13 protein-coding genes and 1 pseudogene are annotated in these 16,786 nt (G+C 57.8%); 9 read left to right on the top strand and 5 right to left on the bottom strand.

What is annotated here, in order from left to right; translation table 11 throughout:
• The 4 genes and pseudogenes from AC3WOG_RS37620 to AC3WOG_RS37605 all read right to left on the bottom strand — a co-directional run.
• Positions 1-253: pseudogene (locus tag AC3WOG_RS37620) on the bottom strand (amidohydrolase family protein); the annotation flags it as partial.
• A 145-nt stretch (positions 254-398) separates the two neighbouring features.
• Positions 399-1,370 (bottom strand): aldo/keto reductase, encoded by a 972-nt coding sequence (locus AC3WOG_RS37615; RefSeq protein ID WP_492582894.1) that lies wholly within the window; start codon positions 1,368-1,370, stop codon positions 399-401.
• Positions 1,371-1,837: 467 nt separating this feature from the next.
• Positions 1,838-2,827, bottom strand: coding sequence for an aldo/keto reductase (locus AC3WOG_RS37610; RefSeq protein ID WP_492582907.1), 990 nt, complete (start codon positions 2,825-2,827; stop codon positions 1,838-1,840).
• Between the two features lie 1,046 nt (positions 2,828-3,873).
• Positions 3,874-4,461: a hypothetical protein gene (locus tag AC3WOG_RS37605; protein WP_492582893.1), complete on the bottom strand. Its 588-nt coding sequence runs from the start codon at positions 4,459-4,461 to the stop codon at positions 3,874-3,876.
• A gap of 56 nt (positions 4,462-4,517) precedes the next feature.
• On the opposite strand from AC3WOG_RS37605, the gene AC3WOG_RS37600 reads away from it, so the two are divergent.
• Positions 4,518-5,786: an ABC transporter substrate-binding protein gene (locus AC3WOG_RS37600; protein ID WP_492582892.1), complete on the top strand. Its 1,269-nt coding sequence runs from the start codon at positions 4,518-4,520 to the stop codon at positions 5,784-5,786.
• A gap of 130 nt (positions 5,787-5,916) precedes the next feature.
• Here the strand turns inward: AC3WOG_RS37600 and AC3WOG_RS37595 are convergent, their stop codons facing one another.
• Positions 5,917-7,101, bottom strand: a complete 1,185-nt coding sequence (locus AC3WOG_RS37595; protein ID WP_492582891.1) for an iron-containing alcohol dehydrogenase family protein — start codon at positions 7,099-7,101, stop codon at positions 5,917-5,919.
• Positions 7,102-7,533: 432 nt separating this feature from the next.
• Here AC3WOG_RS37595 and AC3WOG_RS37590 point away from each other — a divergent pair, with 432 nt between their 5' ends.
• From AC3WOG_RS37590 to AC3WOG_RS37555, 8 genes are all read left to right on the top strand, one after another.
• Positions 7,534-8,253, top strand: coding sequence for a carboxymuconolactone decarboxylase family protein (locus tag AC3WOG_RS37590; RefSeq protein ID WP_492582890.1), 720 nt, complete (start codon positions 7,534-7,536; stop codon positions 8,251-8,253).
• Between the two features lie 277 nt (positions 8,254-8,530).
• The gene (locus AC3WOG_RS37585) at positions 8,531-9,433 is read left to right on the top strand and encodes a LysR family transcriptional regulator (RefSeq protein ID WP_492582889.1); all 903 of its coding nucleotides are present in this window, start codon (positions 8,531-8,533) and stop codon (positions 9,431-9,433) included.
• Between the two features lie 292 nt (positions 9,434-9,725).
• Positions 9,726-11,237 carry an aldehyde dehydrogenase family protein gene (locus AC3WOG_RS37580; RefSeq protein WP_492582888.1) on the top strand — a complete coding sequence of 504 codons (1,512 nt, stop codon included), beginning with the start codon at positions 9,726-9,728 and terminating at the stop codon, positions 11,235-11,237.
• 260 nt (positions 11,238-11,497) lie between these two features.
• A complete protein-coding gene (locus AC3WOG_RS37575) occupies positions 11,498-12,646 on the top strand; it encodes an ABC transporter substrate-binding protein (protein WP_492582906.1) in 1,149 nt (382 codons plus the stop codon).
• 93 nt (positions 12,647-12,739) lie between these two features.
• Positions 12,740-13,069 (top strand): carboxymuconolactone decarboxylase family protein, encoded by a 330-nt coding sequence (locus AC3WOG_RS37570; RefSeq protein ID WP_492582887.1) that lies wholly within the window; start codon positions 12,740-12,742, stop codon positions 13,067-13,069.
• Positions 13,070-13,082: 13 nt separating this feature from the next.
• Positions 13,083-14,912: an NAD(P)-dependent oxidoreductase gene (locus AC3WOG_RS37565; RefSeq protein WP_492582886.1), complete on the top strand. Its 1,830-nt coding sequence runs from the start codon at positions 13,083-13,085 to the stop codon at positions 14,910-14,912.
• Between the two features lie 128 nt (positions 14,913-15,040).
• Positions 15,041-15,790 (top strand): electron transfer flavoprotein subunit beta/FixA family protein, encoded by a 750-nt coding sequence (locus tag AC3WOG_RS37560; protein ID WP_492582905.1) that lies wholly within the window; start codon positions 15,041-15,043, stop codon positions 15,788-15,790.
• Positions 15,791-15,801: 11 nt separating this feature from the next.
• Positions 15,802-16,755, top strand: coding sequence for an electron transfer flavoprotein subunit alpha/FixB family protein (locus tag AC3WOG_RS37555; RefSeq protein WP_492582885.1), 954 nt, complete (start codon positions 15,802-15,804; stop codon positions 16,753-16,755).
• The last annotated feature ends 31 nt before the right edge of the window (positions 16,756-16,786 follow it).

Genomic DNA, 16,786 nt, shown 5'->3' with positions numbered 1-16,786 from the left:
GCGCGCGGTCCAGCAGTTCGGCGATGGCTTCGCCGAAACGCAGATCGGCGTAACCGACAATCGCGGCGGCGATCCGGCAGGGACCATACTTGCCTGTGGCGCTGACCGCTGCCACGCCATTGGCGAATTCGATTTCACCGATTGGTCGCAGCAGTTCTGGCCCGTCGACGCGGATCATGGACATCGACTCGACGTACACGGATGCCACGATATTGTGGCCACGCTGCACGTCCTGAACGTAGTCGTCGAACATGTAGTGGCTATCCCGGCGGTCGCGAAGATGATGCTGCGAGTCGATGATCCGGAGTTCCGGTTCCAGAATGGTTTGATTGACTACGGGAAGGGGTTGCACTATCTCGTCTCCTTGTTATTTCTCGCCTTGAGTGATCAGGGGAACACTACCAGGCGTAATCTTCGGGCGCAGTTTTATAACCGGGGAAAATGTGGTCCAACTGCGCGAGGGTTTTCTCATCAAGACGCACGCTCAGCGTGCCCGCTATGTCGTCCAGCTGCTGCACACTAACTGGTCCGATGATGGGCGATGTCACCCCCGGACGAGACAAGACCCAGGCAAGCGCGACGTGCGCTGGCGGAGTGCCGAGTTCGGCACATAATCCCTCATACCTTTCGAGCTGCGGCCGGTATCGCTCAAGCGACTCAGGTGCAACGCGATTACCCTGCAGTCGGCCCTGCTTCTCCGCCGCGAGGATGCCGCCGAGTAGTCCGCGTTGTAGCGGAGACCAGGGCATCACGCCAACGCCGTATTGCTGCGCGGCTGGAAGCAGTTCACGCTCGATATCACGAGTGACCAGGTTATATTTGGACTGTTCGCTCACCAATCCGAGAAAATGCCGCGCTCGGGCTGCTTCCTGAGCCTGCGCAATGTGCCATCCCGCGAAATTTGAGGATCCAACGTACAGGATCTTGCCCTGAGCGCGCAAGACCTCCATAGCCTCCCAGATTTCGTCCCACGGAGTATTGCGGTCAATGTGATGCATTTGATACAGGTCGATGTAGTCCGTCTGCAGCCGCTTGAGCGAGGCGTCGCAAGCGCGTCGGATGTGAAGCGCAGAAAGCCTTCCGTCGTTCGGCCAGTCGCTCAACGGTTGGTAGACTTTGGTTGCAATGACCGTCCGGTCGCGCCTGCCGCCGCCCTTGGCAAACCATCGCCCTATGACGTTTTCAGACCAGTCTTTTTGCGACTGCCAGCCGTATACATTCGAAGTGTCGAAGAAGTTGATACCCAACTCCAACGCGTGGTCCATGATCGCGTGGGCTTCCGGTTCATCGGCTTCAGGACCAAAGGCCAGCGTTCCGAGACACAGGCGGCTCACAACGAGCCCGGTTCGGCCAAGATGCGTGTAATCCATATTGCAGTTCTCTTCTGTGGCTAGGTCTTGTCTGCTCTCGATCAGGCTTTGCTTCTCTGATCGGGAGACAACCGGCTTCTGCCCTGTCGCATGCGCTACTCCCGCGAACGCTTCTGGTTGAACGGTGCGCGGGGCAAAGAATCACAGGTTTGAGGCCCTTGATTCAATGCTAAAGCAGTGCGGATGTCTCCGATACCCCGGATTCCCCTCCGCTATAACCATGGGTTATTGCCAAGTCCAGCTTGGGAAATTGTTGGCCGATGACTCGTACGAGACGGATGTCATCATGCGTGTCACCGCTGTGTCACCGCTTCAGAGCGAAATGCAGCTCCATTTGGGGGCCAAGTGGTAGTGGTTGGGAGATTGCTTGTCCCGCTCCGACGTGTGAGCCGTTGCGAGACAGAGTCGGCACACAGTGCCGCCTAGGGGCACTGTTGCGCTGCAGTGCGGAAGTAGCTTCCTGATGCTTAACGATCCACCTGCTTTTGCAAATGCGGCGGATAGCGGTCGCCGTGCACAACTATTGCTGACAGGGCGGTGTCGATGTCACCCAGATCGTCTGGCGACAGTTCGATGGCGGTTCCGCGAAGGTTTTCCTCCAATCGCGGCAGTTGGGTCGTACCCGGGATCGGAACAATCCATGGCTTTTGCGCTAGCAACCAGGCAAGTGCGACCTGAGCTGTTGACGCGCCTTTTAGTTCTGCCATGCGTCCAATCAATTCTAAAAGCGGCTGATTTGCTCGACGTGCCTCGGCCGAAAACCGGGGAATCGCGTTGCGGCGGTCAGTGCTGTGGAACGTTGTGTTTTCACTGATTGCGCCAGTGAGGAATCCCCTACCGAGGGGACTGAAGGGGACGAATCCGATGCCGAGTTCCTCGAGCGTTGGTAGGAGTTCCGCTTCGGGTTCTCGCCACCAGAGAGAATATTCGCTCTGGACCGCCGTCAATGGCTGGACAGCATGCGCTCGCCGAATGGTGGTGGTGCTAGCTTCAGACAGGCCGAAGTGCTTCACCTTGCCGTCGCGTATAAGATCTTTGACTGCCCCGGCGACGTCTTCGATTGGCGTGTTTGGGTCGACACGGTGCTGATAGAGCAGATCGATAACGTCGGTCTTCAGCCGTCTGAGCGAACTATCGACGGCGTGACGAATATGTTCCGGACGACTGCTCAGACCCGTTTCACGGTCTTGTGCGTCGAACATGTAGCCGAATTTCGTGGCGATTACCGCACTTGATCGGAAGGGCGCTAGTGCTTCGCCGAGCAGCTCCTCATTTCGGAAGGGCCCGTACACCTCGGCGGTGTCAAAGAAGGTAACCCCGCGCTCATACGCAGCACGGATCAGTTTGACCGCCTGCGGCTTGTCGAGGGCCGGCCCTCGACCATAGCTCAAACCCATGCAGCCCAAGCCTAAGGCGGATACCTCAAGGCCAATCTTGCCCAACTTACGAACTTGAATTTTCATAATCAGAGGTTTAGTCATGGTAGAGCTGTCGAACGCCAGCTCCAAGCGCAGCCACGCAGATTCATGTCAATACGCCCTCGGAGCTTCAGAAGGTGACGTACCGATCTTACGAGTGGATCAAGCGATGTTGATGTAGACGTACTTCTCTCTGGTTGCCTGCTCGATATCGATCGCTTCGCCTTCAGCCAGCAATGCTACGTTCTACCGGGTTGCTGGATTCAAGGCCTCGAAAACCCTTCGTGAAATTGGATGGCAATACGGCCGCCAATTACGTGATCACGTTCTGACTTTGCAAACGGATGCGCGTCGGAAACAATTTCGGTGTGCGAGTCCATATTTGCTGGTGATATCCGATTAGCGAGATACAGTCGTTCATTCATTGGAAAGAAGGGACTACGCGCAAACCCTTACCGAGCGCGGATCAGTGCTCTTGCACAAAGAGCATTTCCTGCGCCAGTTGATTGCTGCGCCCGGCGGACCATACCCATCTCCAACGGGGGTACGTTCCGTGTGCCGCCAGCAACCTCATAAGCGTCTTTCTCGCAGACACATGTTGTCGGCCGAAACACGGCACCGCCTGCGGGACACGATTTTTTGGAGACGACGCAAAAGCATCGACATTGAATGACACGTTGCGGGGATAGTGTATTGGTCGCCTGCGGGTACGAATCGCATTAACGCTTCCGAGGCACAATGCAGCCGTTCTGACGATAACGTCCCGGTCATCGTATCCCGCCCGTGTAGCCAGTATATAAAGGGTATAACCCCCGGTTATCGCATTCGACTCTGAGGTTAACTTGTACCTTGACGCAGCAACTCGAAGGGGCGGAGACTTTGTGTGCCCCGCAGCAGCCCCTATACAACGTTTTCCCCCTGCCAAGGTCGCGCTTGATCCCGGACGGAACAAAAGTTGCGAAATATTGGTGACGATGAGGAGTGGAAAATGTCGGCACCAATCTTTTCTGTGGACACGACGGACTTATCGCTCGTCTCAGATGAATTCTGAAGGGCATGCAAAAAAAAGAGATTTGATTCGGTTTTTACACTGCATATAGATATTTAAAAGTTCTTAACCTAAAAAGGAGAATGTCGTGCCCAAAGCGTATTTGATTACCGCGTATCGAGCGGTCGCCGATGTTGCCGCGTTGACTGAGTATGGAAAGCTCGCGGGCCCCGCGCTTCAAACAGCGGGTGGCCGGATCCTTGCACGTGCGGTACCGTCGGCCGTTTACGAAGCCGGGATTAGCCAGCGTACGGTGATTGTCGAATTTGATAGTGTCGAGCAGGCTATCGCTGCACACGACAGTGCGGCGTATCAGCAGGCTTTGAAGGTCCTTGGCAACGGTGCTGATCGAGACATACGCATTATCGAGGGAGTAGCCTGAACACTTGGCGGCGGGCAGGTGAGGTTCGGCGAAATGCTGCATTCGCCGCATCACCATCAGTTCAACTTCTTCCACTGAGTCGGCATTCGTCAGTCCGAACCGGCGATGGCAATCTGCTTCACTGTAGACGCCACGGCCTGTTATTTCGATGAGAGGTTGGAGCGCGAAGGTCAACTCCATGATCCTCGTTTCTGCATGACCGAAGAAGATATTCAGGCTTGCGCAATAAACGATCATAGCCAAGAGGGTAACCGGACGCGCCCTGAAAGGGATGTGGGCTGGCATTGGAGTTGCAAACAATGGAGGTCTTCCGACGCCTACAAAGCATAGAGTTTTTTCGACAAAAAATTGGAGACATTGAAGTGAACCTACTATATCCACGTCTGAGCAGAATCCGGGCAACCGTTTTGCCGGCCTTATTGATTTGTTCGACCCTGACAAGTTTTTCCGCGTCGGCGCAAGAGTGCGGGGTCAAACTTGGTGTGGCTGGCCCGATGACCGGCACTGGTTCCAGCTGGGGATTGTCCGAAAAGGCGGCCGTTGAGTTCGAAGCGGCATGGACGAATGCGAATGGCGGCTTGCAAGTCGGAAACCGAAAATGCAAGGTCTCGATCGTCAGCGTGGATGCCCAATCTACGGCCGCTGGTGGTGCGGCCGCGGCTAATTACTTTGCCAGCGAAGGAGTCCATGCAATTATCGGCCCTATGCTAGGACCGGAGATTACCGGGTATAAGCCGGTAGCCAAGCGCAACAACCAGGTCGACTTCACGACTTCATTTGCAGCCAATGCAATCGGCCCTGAGTTTCCGCTCGCGTTCCACGAACTGCAATCGCCGCCGGTATGGTCACCTGCCGTAGTGAAGATCGTCAGAGATCGATTTGGTCTTAAAACGGCTGTCGTTGTTGGACCGAACGATCAAGGCGGAACCGATCCCGGCAACGCGTTGGCCAAGACTTATAACAATGCCGGTGTCAAAGCCACGACGGAGTGGTATCAGCGAGGAACGTCAAACTTTGCACCGCTGGTAACAAGGCTGATGGGCATGAACGTTGACACGGTCGAGACAGGAGGCATGCCGCCGGGGGAAGCGACAATCCTAGTCAAACAGATGCGCGAGGCCGGTTACACCGGTGCATTCGGTCGACTCGGCGCAGGTGGTGACATTATCATCAACGGATCTGGTGGTGCACAGAAGCAGAAGGCGTTTTACTGGTTTGATCATGTTCCAACAGATGATCCTGGCATCCGCAAAATGAACGAGGACTACGAGCGCTTGATGAAGCGCCCGGTGCCGGAGATGGCTCTCTGGTACAACCAACAAATTGCGGCAGAGGTGATGTTGCGTGCTATCTCACTCGCAGGAACAGACCAGGACGGTGCGAAGATTGCCGCCGCACTGCGTACGATGACTCCGGAATCACGCTATCTTGGCAAGAGCGGTTGGCGCGGCAAGGCGCAGTACGGAATCAATCAGGAGCTCTCATTTCCGGTCGCGGTGAATTTCATCGTGGACGGGAAGAGAGCTCAGCAAGTGAAAGTCGACGTTCCTGTTGAAGCCTCGAATTAGTTGAAAGCACCAGACACACGTGGGCGGCGGAGTTTTCCGGAAGAGTAACCCGTCGCCTTCGCGTATAGGCAATCCGAGCGTCTCGCAGGTTACCAAAGTCCCGTAGGCAGGCCGCCGCGTCCTGCCGCGTTTACCAGCATGCTTCGAGAATAGATAGCACTGACTCATAGCTCGACGCCCGCGGGTTGTTTCGTGTGATGAACCAGTCGGACATCGCATTGTTTGCGATACCGGGTAGATCGTTGAGGGTAATCCCTATGTCTCGCAATCGATGCGGGACCGCCAGTTGACGGAGCAGAGACTCAACTACCACCACACCCGTTGGGGCTGGCGACTTTGAGTTGCGCTCGAAACCACGATACAGAACATCGCGGACCATATCCAGTCTCGTGGCCGTTTCCGAGAGGTTGAAGCGCAGCACATGCGGAAGCACAATGGCATTCACAATACCGTTGGCGACACTGCTATGGGAGCCGATAGCGTGTGCCAGTACTGAACCAAGGCCGCCGCCCGCCTGTTCAGTCCCGCGTCCACAAAGAATCGCGGCGAGCACGAAACTGTTACGAGCCGCGGTATCGTCGAGGGTTGAGCTATCCAGATGCCTTGCGATCAGTCGCAGCGAATGCAACAGCATGGCCTCCGCGATCGGATCGCACTTCGGCGAGATCAATGCCTCCACGGCTGTCGAGAATGTATTGAGACAGGAATTCTGGACCAACATTGCGGGTGCGGTGCGGAGAAAATCCGGATGCACAAACAGTGCCTTGGCTCGCGTTTTGGGATCGAATAAGGCCAGACGATGTCCGGTTTCCACGTCGAGAACAGCGCTTCCAGCTTTAACGAAAGCAGTACTTGGAGTTGTGGGGACAACGAATTGGGGAAGTTTGGGCGCATTGAGTCGGGGGCTTTCAAAGCTTCCGTCAGGTAGCCGCCGGGTACTCAATGTTTGTGCTGGGGCTCTCTCCGCTAGAAGAATAGTCGCCGCGCGCGCAGTGACAGCGGCAGAACCGCCGCCGACCGCAATGACGCTGTCTGCCTTCAGATCGCCTAGAAGTTGCGCGGTTTCCATCACGGACTGCAAAGGACTATTCTGCCGTGCTGTGACGCATTCTCCGACTAACGCTGGCCCGAGGATCTTCCGCATCATTTCCATTGGCGCAGACTCGTTCACCGACCGTCCACAGACGATCACCGCACGGTTGCAGCCTTCGCGCGCGAGCTCTCGCGTGAGCGCTTTCAAACTGTGCTCTCCGCAGATCAGCCGTAGTTCGGCCGCCACATGCTGAAATGACAATACCATGAGATCCCTTTTCATGACGATCAGCCCATCCGCTTCTATCAGACTCGTTACCGCTTCTGAGACGCGTCAGCAGATCTCGCCAACGCGGATTGCCTAGTGTAGACCGGACGGTTCGACTCTGAAGTCGGCTTTTGTCGCCATGGTGGTAAGCACGGCTTACGCATCATTTGCCCGTATGGGACTCGGTTCTTTACAGGCAACAAAGATTAGTGCCGCCGGGCAACAATTGATGAGACGGGCTTATAAGTGTTTGCCGAATTTAGCGCCTAGTCATGCTCGCGCGAGATGGCTAAATTGGCAACAACCCCATCATCTGCGCCCCGGATGTTTTATCTAATGCACACGTCAGCTACAGGAGCGAACAGGCGCATGAAATCTTTAGGATTCTCTGTGACAGCGCTCGCTTTGGGACTTAGTGCGTGTGCGCCAATGACAAGGACAACCGATATGACAGACGTACAGTCTCTGCCTGCTCCTCCCACGCTTCAGGAAATGCGTACTGTTTCTCCCGCGCTCGCGCACTACACGAATAACACGCTCCTCAGCGATCTCTGGAAGCGTCCGCAACTGTCGGCTCGCGATCGGAGCATCGTTACGCTGTCGGTGCTGATTGCACGCAACCAGACCCTCGAGATCCCGTACTACGTGAACCTCGCGCTCGACAGCGGCCTGCAGCCCGCCGAGTTGTCGGAGATCATCGCGCATCTGGCGTTCTATGCCGGCTGGGGCAATGCGGCTTCGGCGGTGGTCGCGGCAAAACCTGTTTTTGACAAACGCGGCATCACGCTATCGGACGTTCCCGCAGTTCCAACCCAATACCTGCCTATTGATGAGGCCGCGGAGGCGCAACGCGCCACTGCCGTCGAGTCGAACTTCGGTGCGGTGGCGCCCGGCGTCGTGCACTACACGACCGAAGCGCTGTTCCACGATCTGTGGCTGCGTCCGGGCCTATCGCCGCGGGACCGAAGCCTCGTGACCGTGAGTGCGCTCGTCGCAACCGGGCAGTACGCGCAACTGACTTATCACTTGAACCGTGCAATGGACAATGGTCTCACCAAGGCGCAGGCGTCCGAAGTAATGACCCAATTGGCTTTCTACACGGGTTGGCCCAATGTGTTTTCAGCGCTGCCGGTCGTCAAGGATGTGTTGGGAAAGCGGCCTGGCTAACGGACTCATTTCCGGCGAGCTTGCCCAGATCGCCGGACCAGCTCGAGCGCGGGCGGTGGGCGTTACTCTTTGTGCTGCTCGTCGCTGACCTTCTCTATCCACTGGACATTCTTTCCGTCGATCAGCTTGCAGGACGGTTATGTGCACGAGGGGGGGCCTCAAGCAGCGCCGCGACTGACTGTTGAATAGACGCTAATATCGGGCTTACAATTTAACCAAAGCGCCCTTGGGTGACTAGTGGTCAGGTTCCGCACACGCCTATGAGTCCAGTTCATCGATGCCACGCGAAAATTTTAACGACCTGCTCGCTTTCGTCGCCGTTGCTCGCGAGCGCAGTTTCACTCGTGCGGCCGCACAACTCGGTGTCTCCCAGTCGGCGTTGAGCCATACCATCCGCAGCCTCGAGGCAAGACTCGGCTTGCGGTTGCTGACGCGAACTACCCGCAGCGTATCCCCCACGGAAGCGGGCGAGCGCATCTTGCAGACCGTGGCGCCACGCTTCGAGGAAATCGAGGCCGAACTGGCTGCGGTGACCGAGTTGCGCGACAAACCGGCGGGCACAATCCGCATCACGGCAACCGATCACACTACCAACACGATTCTCTGGCCGAAGTTGTCGAAGGTCCTGCGCAAATATCCGGAGATCAAGGTCGAGATCATTACGGATTACGGTCTCTCGGATATCGTGGCGGACCGCTACGACATAGGCATTCGTCACGGCGACCAGGTGGCGAAAGACATGATTGCAGTTCGCATTGCCGCCGACATGAAGATGTCGATTGTCGGCTCACCGGCCTATCTGGACAACAAGCCGCAACCGAAGACGCCTCATGATCTGGTTGAACACAATTGCATCAATCTACGTTTGCCGACTCTCGGCGGCTTTTACGCGTGGGAACTGAAGAAGGGCAGCCGTGAGGTCCAGGTCCGCGTAGAAGGCCAGCTCTCATTCAACGGTAGCTATCACATGCTCGACGCCGCGCTGGCGGGTTACGGCCTTGCCTACCTGCCATCCGATCTGGTGCAACCTCACGTCGCCGCAGGCCGTCTCGTTCGCGTGCTCGACGACTGGTGTCCGACGTTTCCGGGTTTGCATGCCTACTACGCGAGCCGTTCCGAGTCTTCCCGAGCGATGGCCGTGGTGATCGACTCGCTCCGTTATCGTCCGAAAACGAACTAGGCCTCAGTGCTGTGCCGGTCCGGCAGATGAGCATGCCCGGCACGCGGGCGCTCGCCATGGACCACCGCAATGACTGCAGGCAGCCGTTGCACACGCCTGTCTCCGCCGACGACACATGTCCGTCATAGCGACGCACTTCCCGCGTATCACGGGCAAGCATCCAGCGTCTCGGCCTCCTCAGTAGGGTACTTTGCATCGCCCCGTCGACTGGCACCGAACTTGCCTAATGATGCGCGTGTCGCAGCTTGGGACGGTGCCGGGCGCGAATCTGCAACCCAATGGAGAATGATTTATGAGCAATGCTTCGCCCGCTTCCGCCCCCGCCTCCGAGATCAGCGCGGGTCATCGTAAAGTGCTGGAGTGGCTGGAGTCGTCCGCTCCGAAGCGGATGTTGATTGGGGGTAAATGGGTTGAGGCCGTCTCCGGCAAAACATTCGAGACGATCAATCCCGCTACCGAAGAGCGTCTTGCTTACGTAGCGGAGGCCGATAGTGCAGATGTCGACGCAGCAGTAGCCGCGGCCCGACTTGCATTCGAATCGCCTTCTTGGGCGGGCATTTCGCCACACGCGCGGACACGCTATCTGCTGAAAATTGCCGATGCGGTCGAGAGCCATGCAGACGAACTGGCGGTACTCGAAACGCTCGACAACGGTATGCCGCTTGCCGCCAGTTCCGCGCGGGTCTTTCAGGTCGCGGAGCTATTCCGCTACTACGCTGGCTGGCCGACCAAGATTTACGGTACGACCAATCCGACAGACAGCCACCGCTTCATCTACATGTTGCGAGAACCGATCGGTGTCTGCGGCCTGATTAACGCGTGGAATGTGCCGCTGGTCATGGCGGCCATGAAAATCGCGCCGGCCCTCGCGTGCGGCAATACGGCGGTGCTAAAGCCTGCGGAACAGACGCCGCTGTCTACCCTGCGGCTTGCTGAATTGATCGACGAAGTGGGCTTGCCGCCGGGCGTCCTGAACATCATTCCCGGTTTCGGCGCGACTGCGGGCGGCGCACTGGTGGCTCATCCCGGGGTCGACAAGGTCGCTTTCACGGGATCGACGGCCATCGGTAAACAGATCATGCAGTCGTCGGCGAGCAACATGAAGAAGGTGACGCTCGAACTCGGCGGCAAGTCGCCGAACATCATTTTCCCCGACGCGGATCTGGACACGGCGCTGGCCACAGCGGTGGCGACATTCTGCGGCAACTCCGGCCAGATCTGCTCGGCCGGCACGCGGCTGTTCATCCAGGAGAGCCTGCACGATGAGGCGACAGAGCGCATTGCGCAGATCGCCGCCACGTACAAGGTCGGGTCGCCTTTCGATGCGGATACCAAGCTCGGGCCGCTGATTTCGTCGCGGCAGATGGAACGGGTGTTGTCTTACGTGGACGCGGGTAAGACCGGCGGTGCGCGATTGAGTCTGGGTGGCGACCGGGTTGGCAGCAAGGGCTATTTCGTGGAGCCGACCGTCTTCAGTTCAGTTTCGAACGACATGAAGATCGCAAGGGAAGAAATCTTCGGACCGGTGCTGTCGATTATCCCGTTCAAGGACGAGGACGATGCGGTCTTCAAGAGCAACGATACGGAATACGGTCTCGCTTCCGCAGTCTGGACGAGCGATATCGCTCGTGCGCATCGAGTCGCCCGTTCGCTGAAGGCGGGACGAGTCTGGATCAATACCTATGCGGAAGGCGACCCCGTGATGTCGATTGGAGGCTACAAGCAATCCGGGTTTGGCCGTGAACTGGGATTGGAGTCTATCGATGCCTACACGCAAACCAAGTCGGTTTATATGCGACTGTAGACGCGGCTGACTGAGTAAACGGGAGTTGAAACTAGGGCCGGCCATCCGAAAGATTGGGCGCCCGGTATATCGGCAGAAGTCAAAATCGCCTTCGCACAATGCTTATCGTTAAGGAAACTATGTGTGCGAATCGGTGAGACAGAAAAATCGCGCGCAGACGGGATTCAATTGGCGGTTCACTAATAACATCTGGAGACATTAAATTGAAGTGGATATTTACGCGTTTGAGCGGAAAAAAAACGGCTGCTCTATCGACCCTCGTGGCCGCATCATGCCTCGTAAGTCTTCAGGCTAGCGCCGAGGACTGTGAAGTCAAGATCGGAGTGACCGGCCCGATGACGGGCGGCGGCGCGAGTTGGGGGCTGTCCGAGAAGGCTGCCGCCGAGTTCGAGGTTGCCTGGACGAACGCAAACGGCGGCTTGCAGATGGGCAACCGTAAATGCAAAGTCTCCCTGATTAGCGTCGACTCGCAGTCCACTGCTGCCGGCGGCGCGGCGGCAGCAAATTACCTCGCGAGCCAAGGGGTCCATGCGGTCGTCGGTCCTGTCATCTCACCGGAAATCACGGGCTTCAAGCCCGTTGCCAAACGCAATGGCCTGGTGAACTTCACGCCGTCGTTCGCGGCGGATGTGATAAGCCCGGAGTATCCCGGAACGTTTCACGAAGTACAGTCGCCGCCGGTCTGGGCGCCGGCCGCAGTCAAGGCAGCCAGGGATCGCTTCAAGCTGAAAACCGCGGTCGTCGTCGGTCCGAACGATCAGGGGGGAACCGACCCGGGTAAAGCGCTTGCCAAGGTCTATAACGACACGGGTATCAAGACCACCACCGAGTGGTACCAGCGAGGTACGGCGAACTTCTCGCCGATTGTTGTCCGCCTGATGGGCATGAACGTCGATGCCGTGGAATTGGGCGGAATGCCGCCCGGAGAGGCCAGCATCCTTGTCAAGCAGATGCGGGAAGCTGGCTTCGCGGGTGCTTTTGGGCGACTGGGCGCGGGCGGCGATGTCGTCATCGGCAATTCCGGAGGCGAACAGCAGCAGAAAGCGTTCTACTGGTTCGACCATGTTCCCACTGAAGATCCCGGCATCAAGAAATTGAATGGCGACTATCAGCGTTTGATGAAACGCCCGATTCCCGAGATGGCGCTCTGGTACAACGAACAGATCGCGGCTGAGATGTTGCTCAAGGCAGTCTCGCTGGCCGGCACCGACCAGGACGGCGAAAAGATCGCCGCCGCGCTGCGAAACATGGCGCCTGAGTCGCGCTACGTAGGCAAAGCGGGTTGGCGAGGAATGAAGCAGTACGGCATCAATCAGGAACTGTCATTCCCGGTCGCGATGAACTTCATCGTGGACGGCAAGCGGACGTCCCAGCAGAAAATCGACATTCCCACTGAATCCGCCAAGTAGTCTTCTATCACGAAAGCAATCCCGGCTGCCCGCCTGCATTGCGGGCACGGGTTCGACGACTTTTCCTCATCCTATTCTGTTCAGGAGCGAACCATGGCATTTACCGCAACCGGCGATTCCGTCGGCATCTACAAGCATGTTCCGCAACTCGCACGTATTCGCACCGACGTGCTCTTAGGCGATGTCTGGAAGCAGCCCGAAATGGCATTCCGCGACCGGATCCTCGTGACGCTCGGCGTGCTCGCGGCTGGCGGCAAACTCGAGGAAATGAAAACATGGATGGCGCGCGGCGTCGAGGCGGGCATCACGCTCGACGAGTTGCGCGGCCTCATCGTGCAGGTCACGTTCTATGCGGGCTGGCCGGCCGGATTATGCGCCGGGAAGGCGGCACTCGAGTTGTTCGAATCCGCAGAAAAAAAATAGGCGAGACATCGCCATGAAAATCGGATATATCGGCTTGGGTTCGATGGGTTCCGCGCTTGCACGCCGTCTCGTGGCCGCGCATGACATCATCGTGTGGGATATCAATAGCGCGGCCACGGCGGCTTTTGAAAAGCTCGGCGCAACCGTGGCGCCTTCCGCCGCCGAACTGGCACGACAGTGCGACGTCATCTTGCTATGCTTGCCGCGCACGTCGGACGTCCACGCGTTGATCTTCGGCCAGAATGGTCTCGCCGAAGGTCTGGCCAGCGGAAAACTGGTTATCGACCAGACCAGCGGCGTGCCAGATCAGACCCGCGAAATTGCCGCACGGCTCGCCACGCAAGGTGTCGCCATGATCGACGCGCCCGTCTCCGGCGGCGTCATGGGTGCCAGGGCGGGTACGATATCGATCATGTTTTCCGGTGCCGCAGACGACTGCGACAGAGCATTGCCGGTGCTTCGCGATATCAGCCCGAACGTGTTTCATTGTGGCGACCGCGTCGGCGACGGTCAGGCCATGAAGCTCTGCAACAACTTGCTGAGCGCGGGCTGCCGGGTCGCGACATTCGAGATCGTGGCGATGGGCAGAAAGATGGGCCTGTCTCTCGCGACGATGACCGAAATGATCAATAAGGGCTCGGGCCGGAACCGCACCACCAAAGTGACCTTGCAGGAACTCAGCGAGGGTCGATCGGTTTCGAGTCATTTCGCGATGGCGCTGATGTTGAAGGACATGAACCAGGTGATTCGACTCGGCATGGACTGCGGCGCACCCACCACGCTCACGAATATTGTCCGCGGGATTCTGCAGACGGGTGTCAACATGATGGGCGAGACCGCGCAGTTGGAGAGGGTGATCGATCTCATCGAGAACATGGCTGGAACGCAGATCAAGGATGCAGCGGATACGGCACTGCCTGAACCCGGTGCACCGCAGAGAGATGCCGGCAGGCGGGAATTGCGAGTGGGGTATGTTGGACTCGGTACGATGGGCGGCGCACTCGTGCGGCGCCTAATGCTCTCGCGTACCATGCGCGTGTTCGATGCCAGCGCGGATACGGTACACACTTTCGAAAAAGAAGGCGCCGCTGCCGCTAAAGATTTGCCCTCGCTTGCACATGAGTGCGACGTCATATTTATCTGCGTGCCGACATCTGCGATTGTGCGGGAGGTGATTTTCGGGGAGGGCGGTCTGGCTGCGGGACTTTCACCGGGAAAGATCGTCGTCGACCAGACTACGGGAGATCCGAATGTAACGATCGGGATTGGTGCCGATTTGCAGAAACTCGGTGTAGAGCTGGTCGACGCGCCGGTTGCAGGCGGCGCGCGCGGCGCCGCGGCGGGGACGATCGCCATCATGGCGGGCGGCGTACCCGATGCTATCGCGACCGTATGGCCTCTTTTCGAATCGATCAGTCCAAATGTCATTTATTGCGGGGCACTGGGTAACGGACATATCGCCAAGCTTGTCAACAACGCGGTCGCGACGTGCAATTGCCTTCTCACCTACGAAGCGGCCTCGCTTGCAGTCAAGTACGGCCTCAAGCTTGCGGACGTGTCGACCGTCATCAATAAAAGTACGGGGTGGAGCGCCGCTTCGGAGCGAATCCTGCCATCCCTATCGGAGGGGACGGCAACTGCTGGCTTTCAGCTCGGATTGATGGTGAAGGACCTGAAACTCGCCGGTGTCATGGCGATTCAATGCGGCGCTCCAATGCTTGTTGCACGGACGGTATGCAACTTGTACGAGGCGGGCGCCCATATCCTCGGCAAAACCGGGAACATCGACGAGATGTCGCGATTCTACGAGTCAATGTCGGATATTCAATTCGCCGGTGCGTGATCAGGAAGCCGCGCTACTCGAACGTCGCATTAACCGGGTGTGTAATCACCTGCTACATACGCGCGGCGGCGCGAAGCAGCACGTGTGCGCGCCTCCCGGGCGTGTTGGCGGTATCACTAGGAAAGGCAATGAAAATTCTTGTTGCAGTCAAAAGAGTGGTTGATGCGAATATCAAGGTAAAAGTGAGATCGGACGGTACCGGCGTCGATATTGCAAACGTCAAGATGTCGATGAATCCGTTCGACGAAATTGCAGTGGAAGAAGCTGTGCGTCTGAAGGAGGCGGGTGTGGCGACGGAGGTCGTCGCAGTCTCGTGTGGGGTTGCCCAGTGTCAGGAGACTTTGCGAACCGCGCTTGCCATCGGCGCGGACCGCGCCATTCTTGTCGAGTCGAATGAAGAGCTACAACCGCTTGCGGTTGCAAAGTTACTGAAATCGTTGTTCGACAGGGAGCAGCCGCAACTGGTGATTCTCGGCAAGCAGGCCATCGACGACGACTCGAATCAGACAGGCCAGATGCTCGCGGCGCTGGCGGGTCTGCCGCAGGCAACGTTTGCATCGAAAGTGACGGTTGCGGATAGCATGACCGTCGTCGCTCGTGAAATAGATGGCGGCTCGGAAACTCTCGAATTGAAGTTGCCAGCGGTAATTACCGCCGACCTCCGTCTGAACGAGCCGCGTTACGTGACGCTGCCGAGCATCATGAAGGCCAAGAAAAAGCCGGTCGTGACCATGAAGCCCGAAGAACTTGGCGTCGACATCAGCCCGCGACTGAAGACGCTAAAGGTGAGCGAGCCGGCGAAGCGTTCCCCGGGTGTCATCGTGCCGGACGTCAAGGCGCTCGTCGAAAAGCTCCGAAACGAAGCAAAAGTAATCTGAAGAGAAAAGACATGACGATCCTCGTGATTGCAGAACACGACAATGCTTCGCTCAAGAGCGGAACATTCAATACGATGACGGCCGCAGCAGTTGTCGCCCGTTTCGCTGAGAACGACATCCACATCCTGATTGCCGGACACCGGGCACAAGGTGCGGCCGAGGCCGCGACGAAGATTGCGGGCGTGTCCAGAGTGTTGCTTGCCGATGCCGCGCAACTCGAGACAGGTCTCGCCGAAAATATCGAAGCTACGATAATGAAGGTCGCGCATGAGTACTCGCACATTCTCCTTCCAGCGACGGCGTACGGAAAGAATCTCGCGCCACGCATTGCGGCAAAGCTCGATGTCGCGCAGATCAGCGACGTTACCGCCGTGCTGAGCGCGGATACTTTCGAGAGACCGATCTACGCGGGTAACGTCATCGCCACCGTTCAGTCGGTCGATGCGGTAAAGGTGCTCACGGTGCGGGCCACGGCGTTCGAAGCAGCGGCGGCCGAGGGCGGCGATGCCACATTGGAGCGGATTGAGGCGGTGGACGCGCAGTTGTCGGCGTTCGTCAGCCGTGAGATCGCGACGTTGAATCGTCCGGAACTCACGGCAGCGGAAATTGTAGTGTCGGGCGGCCGCGGCCTGGGCAGCGCGGAGAATTACACGGCGCTACTCGACCCACTGGCCGACCAACTCGGCGCAGCATTGGGCGCCTCGCGCGCCGCAGTCGATGCGGGCTATGTCCCGAACGACTATCAGGTTGGCCAAACCGGCAAAATCGTCGCGCCGCAGCTTTACGTGGCGGTCGGTATTTCGGGCGCTATCCAGCATCTCGCCGGAATGAAAGACTCTAAGGTAGTCGTAGCCGTGAATAAAGATCCGGAAGCACCCATTTTTAGCGTCGCCGACTATGGACTGGTTGACGATCTGTTTGCGGCGGTACCCGAAATGGTGAATGCGCTGAAGGAGACGATCTAGCCCGCTGAAGCTCACTCCAGCAGGTGGAGCA

Source organism: Paraburkholderia sp. FW306-02-B (assembly GCF_058782725.1).
The sequence above is the reverse complement of the archived record's forward strand: the minus strand, read 5'-3'. Positions and strand labels throughout refer to the sequence as shown.

What these genes read in the sequence shown, in the direction of transcription:
- AC3WOG_RS37570 (WP_492582887.1), top strand. Translation starts at nt 12,740, where the DNA reads ATGGCATTTACCGCAACCGGCGATTCCGTCGGCATCTACAAGCATGTT.
- AC3WOG_RS37615 (WP_492582894.1), bottom strand. Translation starts at nt 1,370, where the DNA reads ATGGATTACACGCATCTTGGCCGAACCGGGCTCGTTGTGAGCCGCCTG.
- AC3WOG_RS37580 (WP_492582888.1), top strand. Translation starts at nt 9,726, where the DNA reads ATGAGCAATGCTTCGCCCGCTTCCGCCCCCGCCTCCGAGATCAGCGCG.
- AC3WOG_RS37565 (WP_492582886.1), top strand. Translation starts at nt 13,083, where the DNA reads ATGAAAATCGGATATATCGGCTTGGGTTCGATGGGTTCCGCGCTTGCA.
- AC3WOG_RS37585 (WP_492582889.1), top strand. Translation starts at nt 8,531, where the DNA reads ATGCCACGCGAAAATTTTAACGACCTGCTCGCTTTCGTCGCCGTTGCT.
- AC3WOG_RS37595 (WP_492582891.1), bottom strand. Translation starts at nt 7,101, where the DNA reads ATGAAAAGGGATCTCATGGTATTGTCATTTCAGCATGTGGCGGCCGAA.
- AC3WOG_RS37555 (WP_492582885.1), top strand. Translation starts at nt 15,802, where the DNA reads ATGACGATCCTCGTGATTGCAGAACACGACAATGCTTCGCTCAAGAGC.
- AC3WOG_RS37560 (WP_492582905.1), top strand. Translation starts at nt 15,041, where the DNA reads ATGAAAATTCTTGTTGCAGTCAAAAGAGTGGTTGATGCGAATATCAAG.
- AC3WOG_RS37590 (WP_492582890.1), top strand. Translation starts at nt 7,534, where the DNA reads ATGACAGACGTACAGTCTCTGCCTGCTCCTCCCACGCTTCAGGAAATG.
- AC3WOG_RS37600 (WP_492582892.1), top strand. Translation starts at nt 4,518, where the DNA reads ATGGAGGTCTTCCGACGCCTACAAAGCATAGAGTTTTTTCGACAAAAA.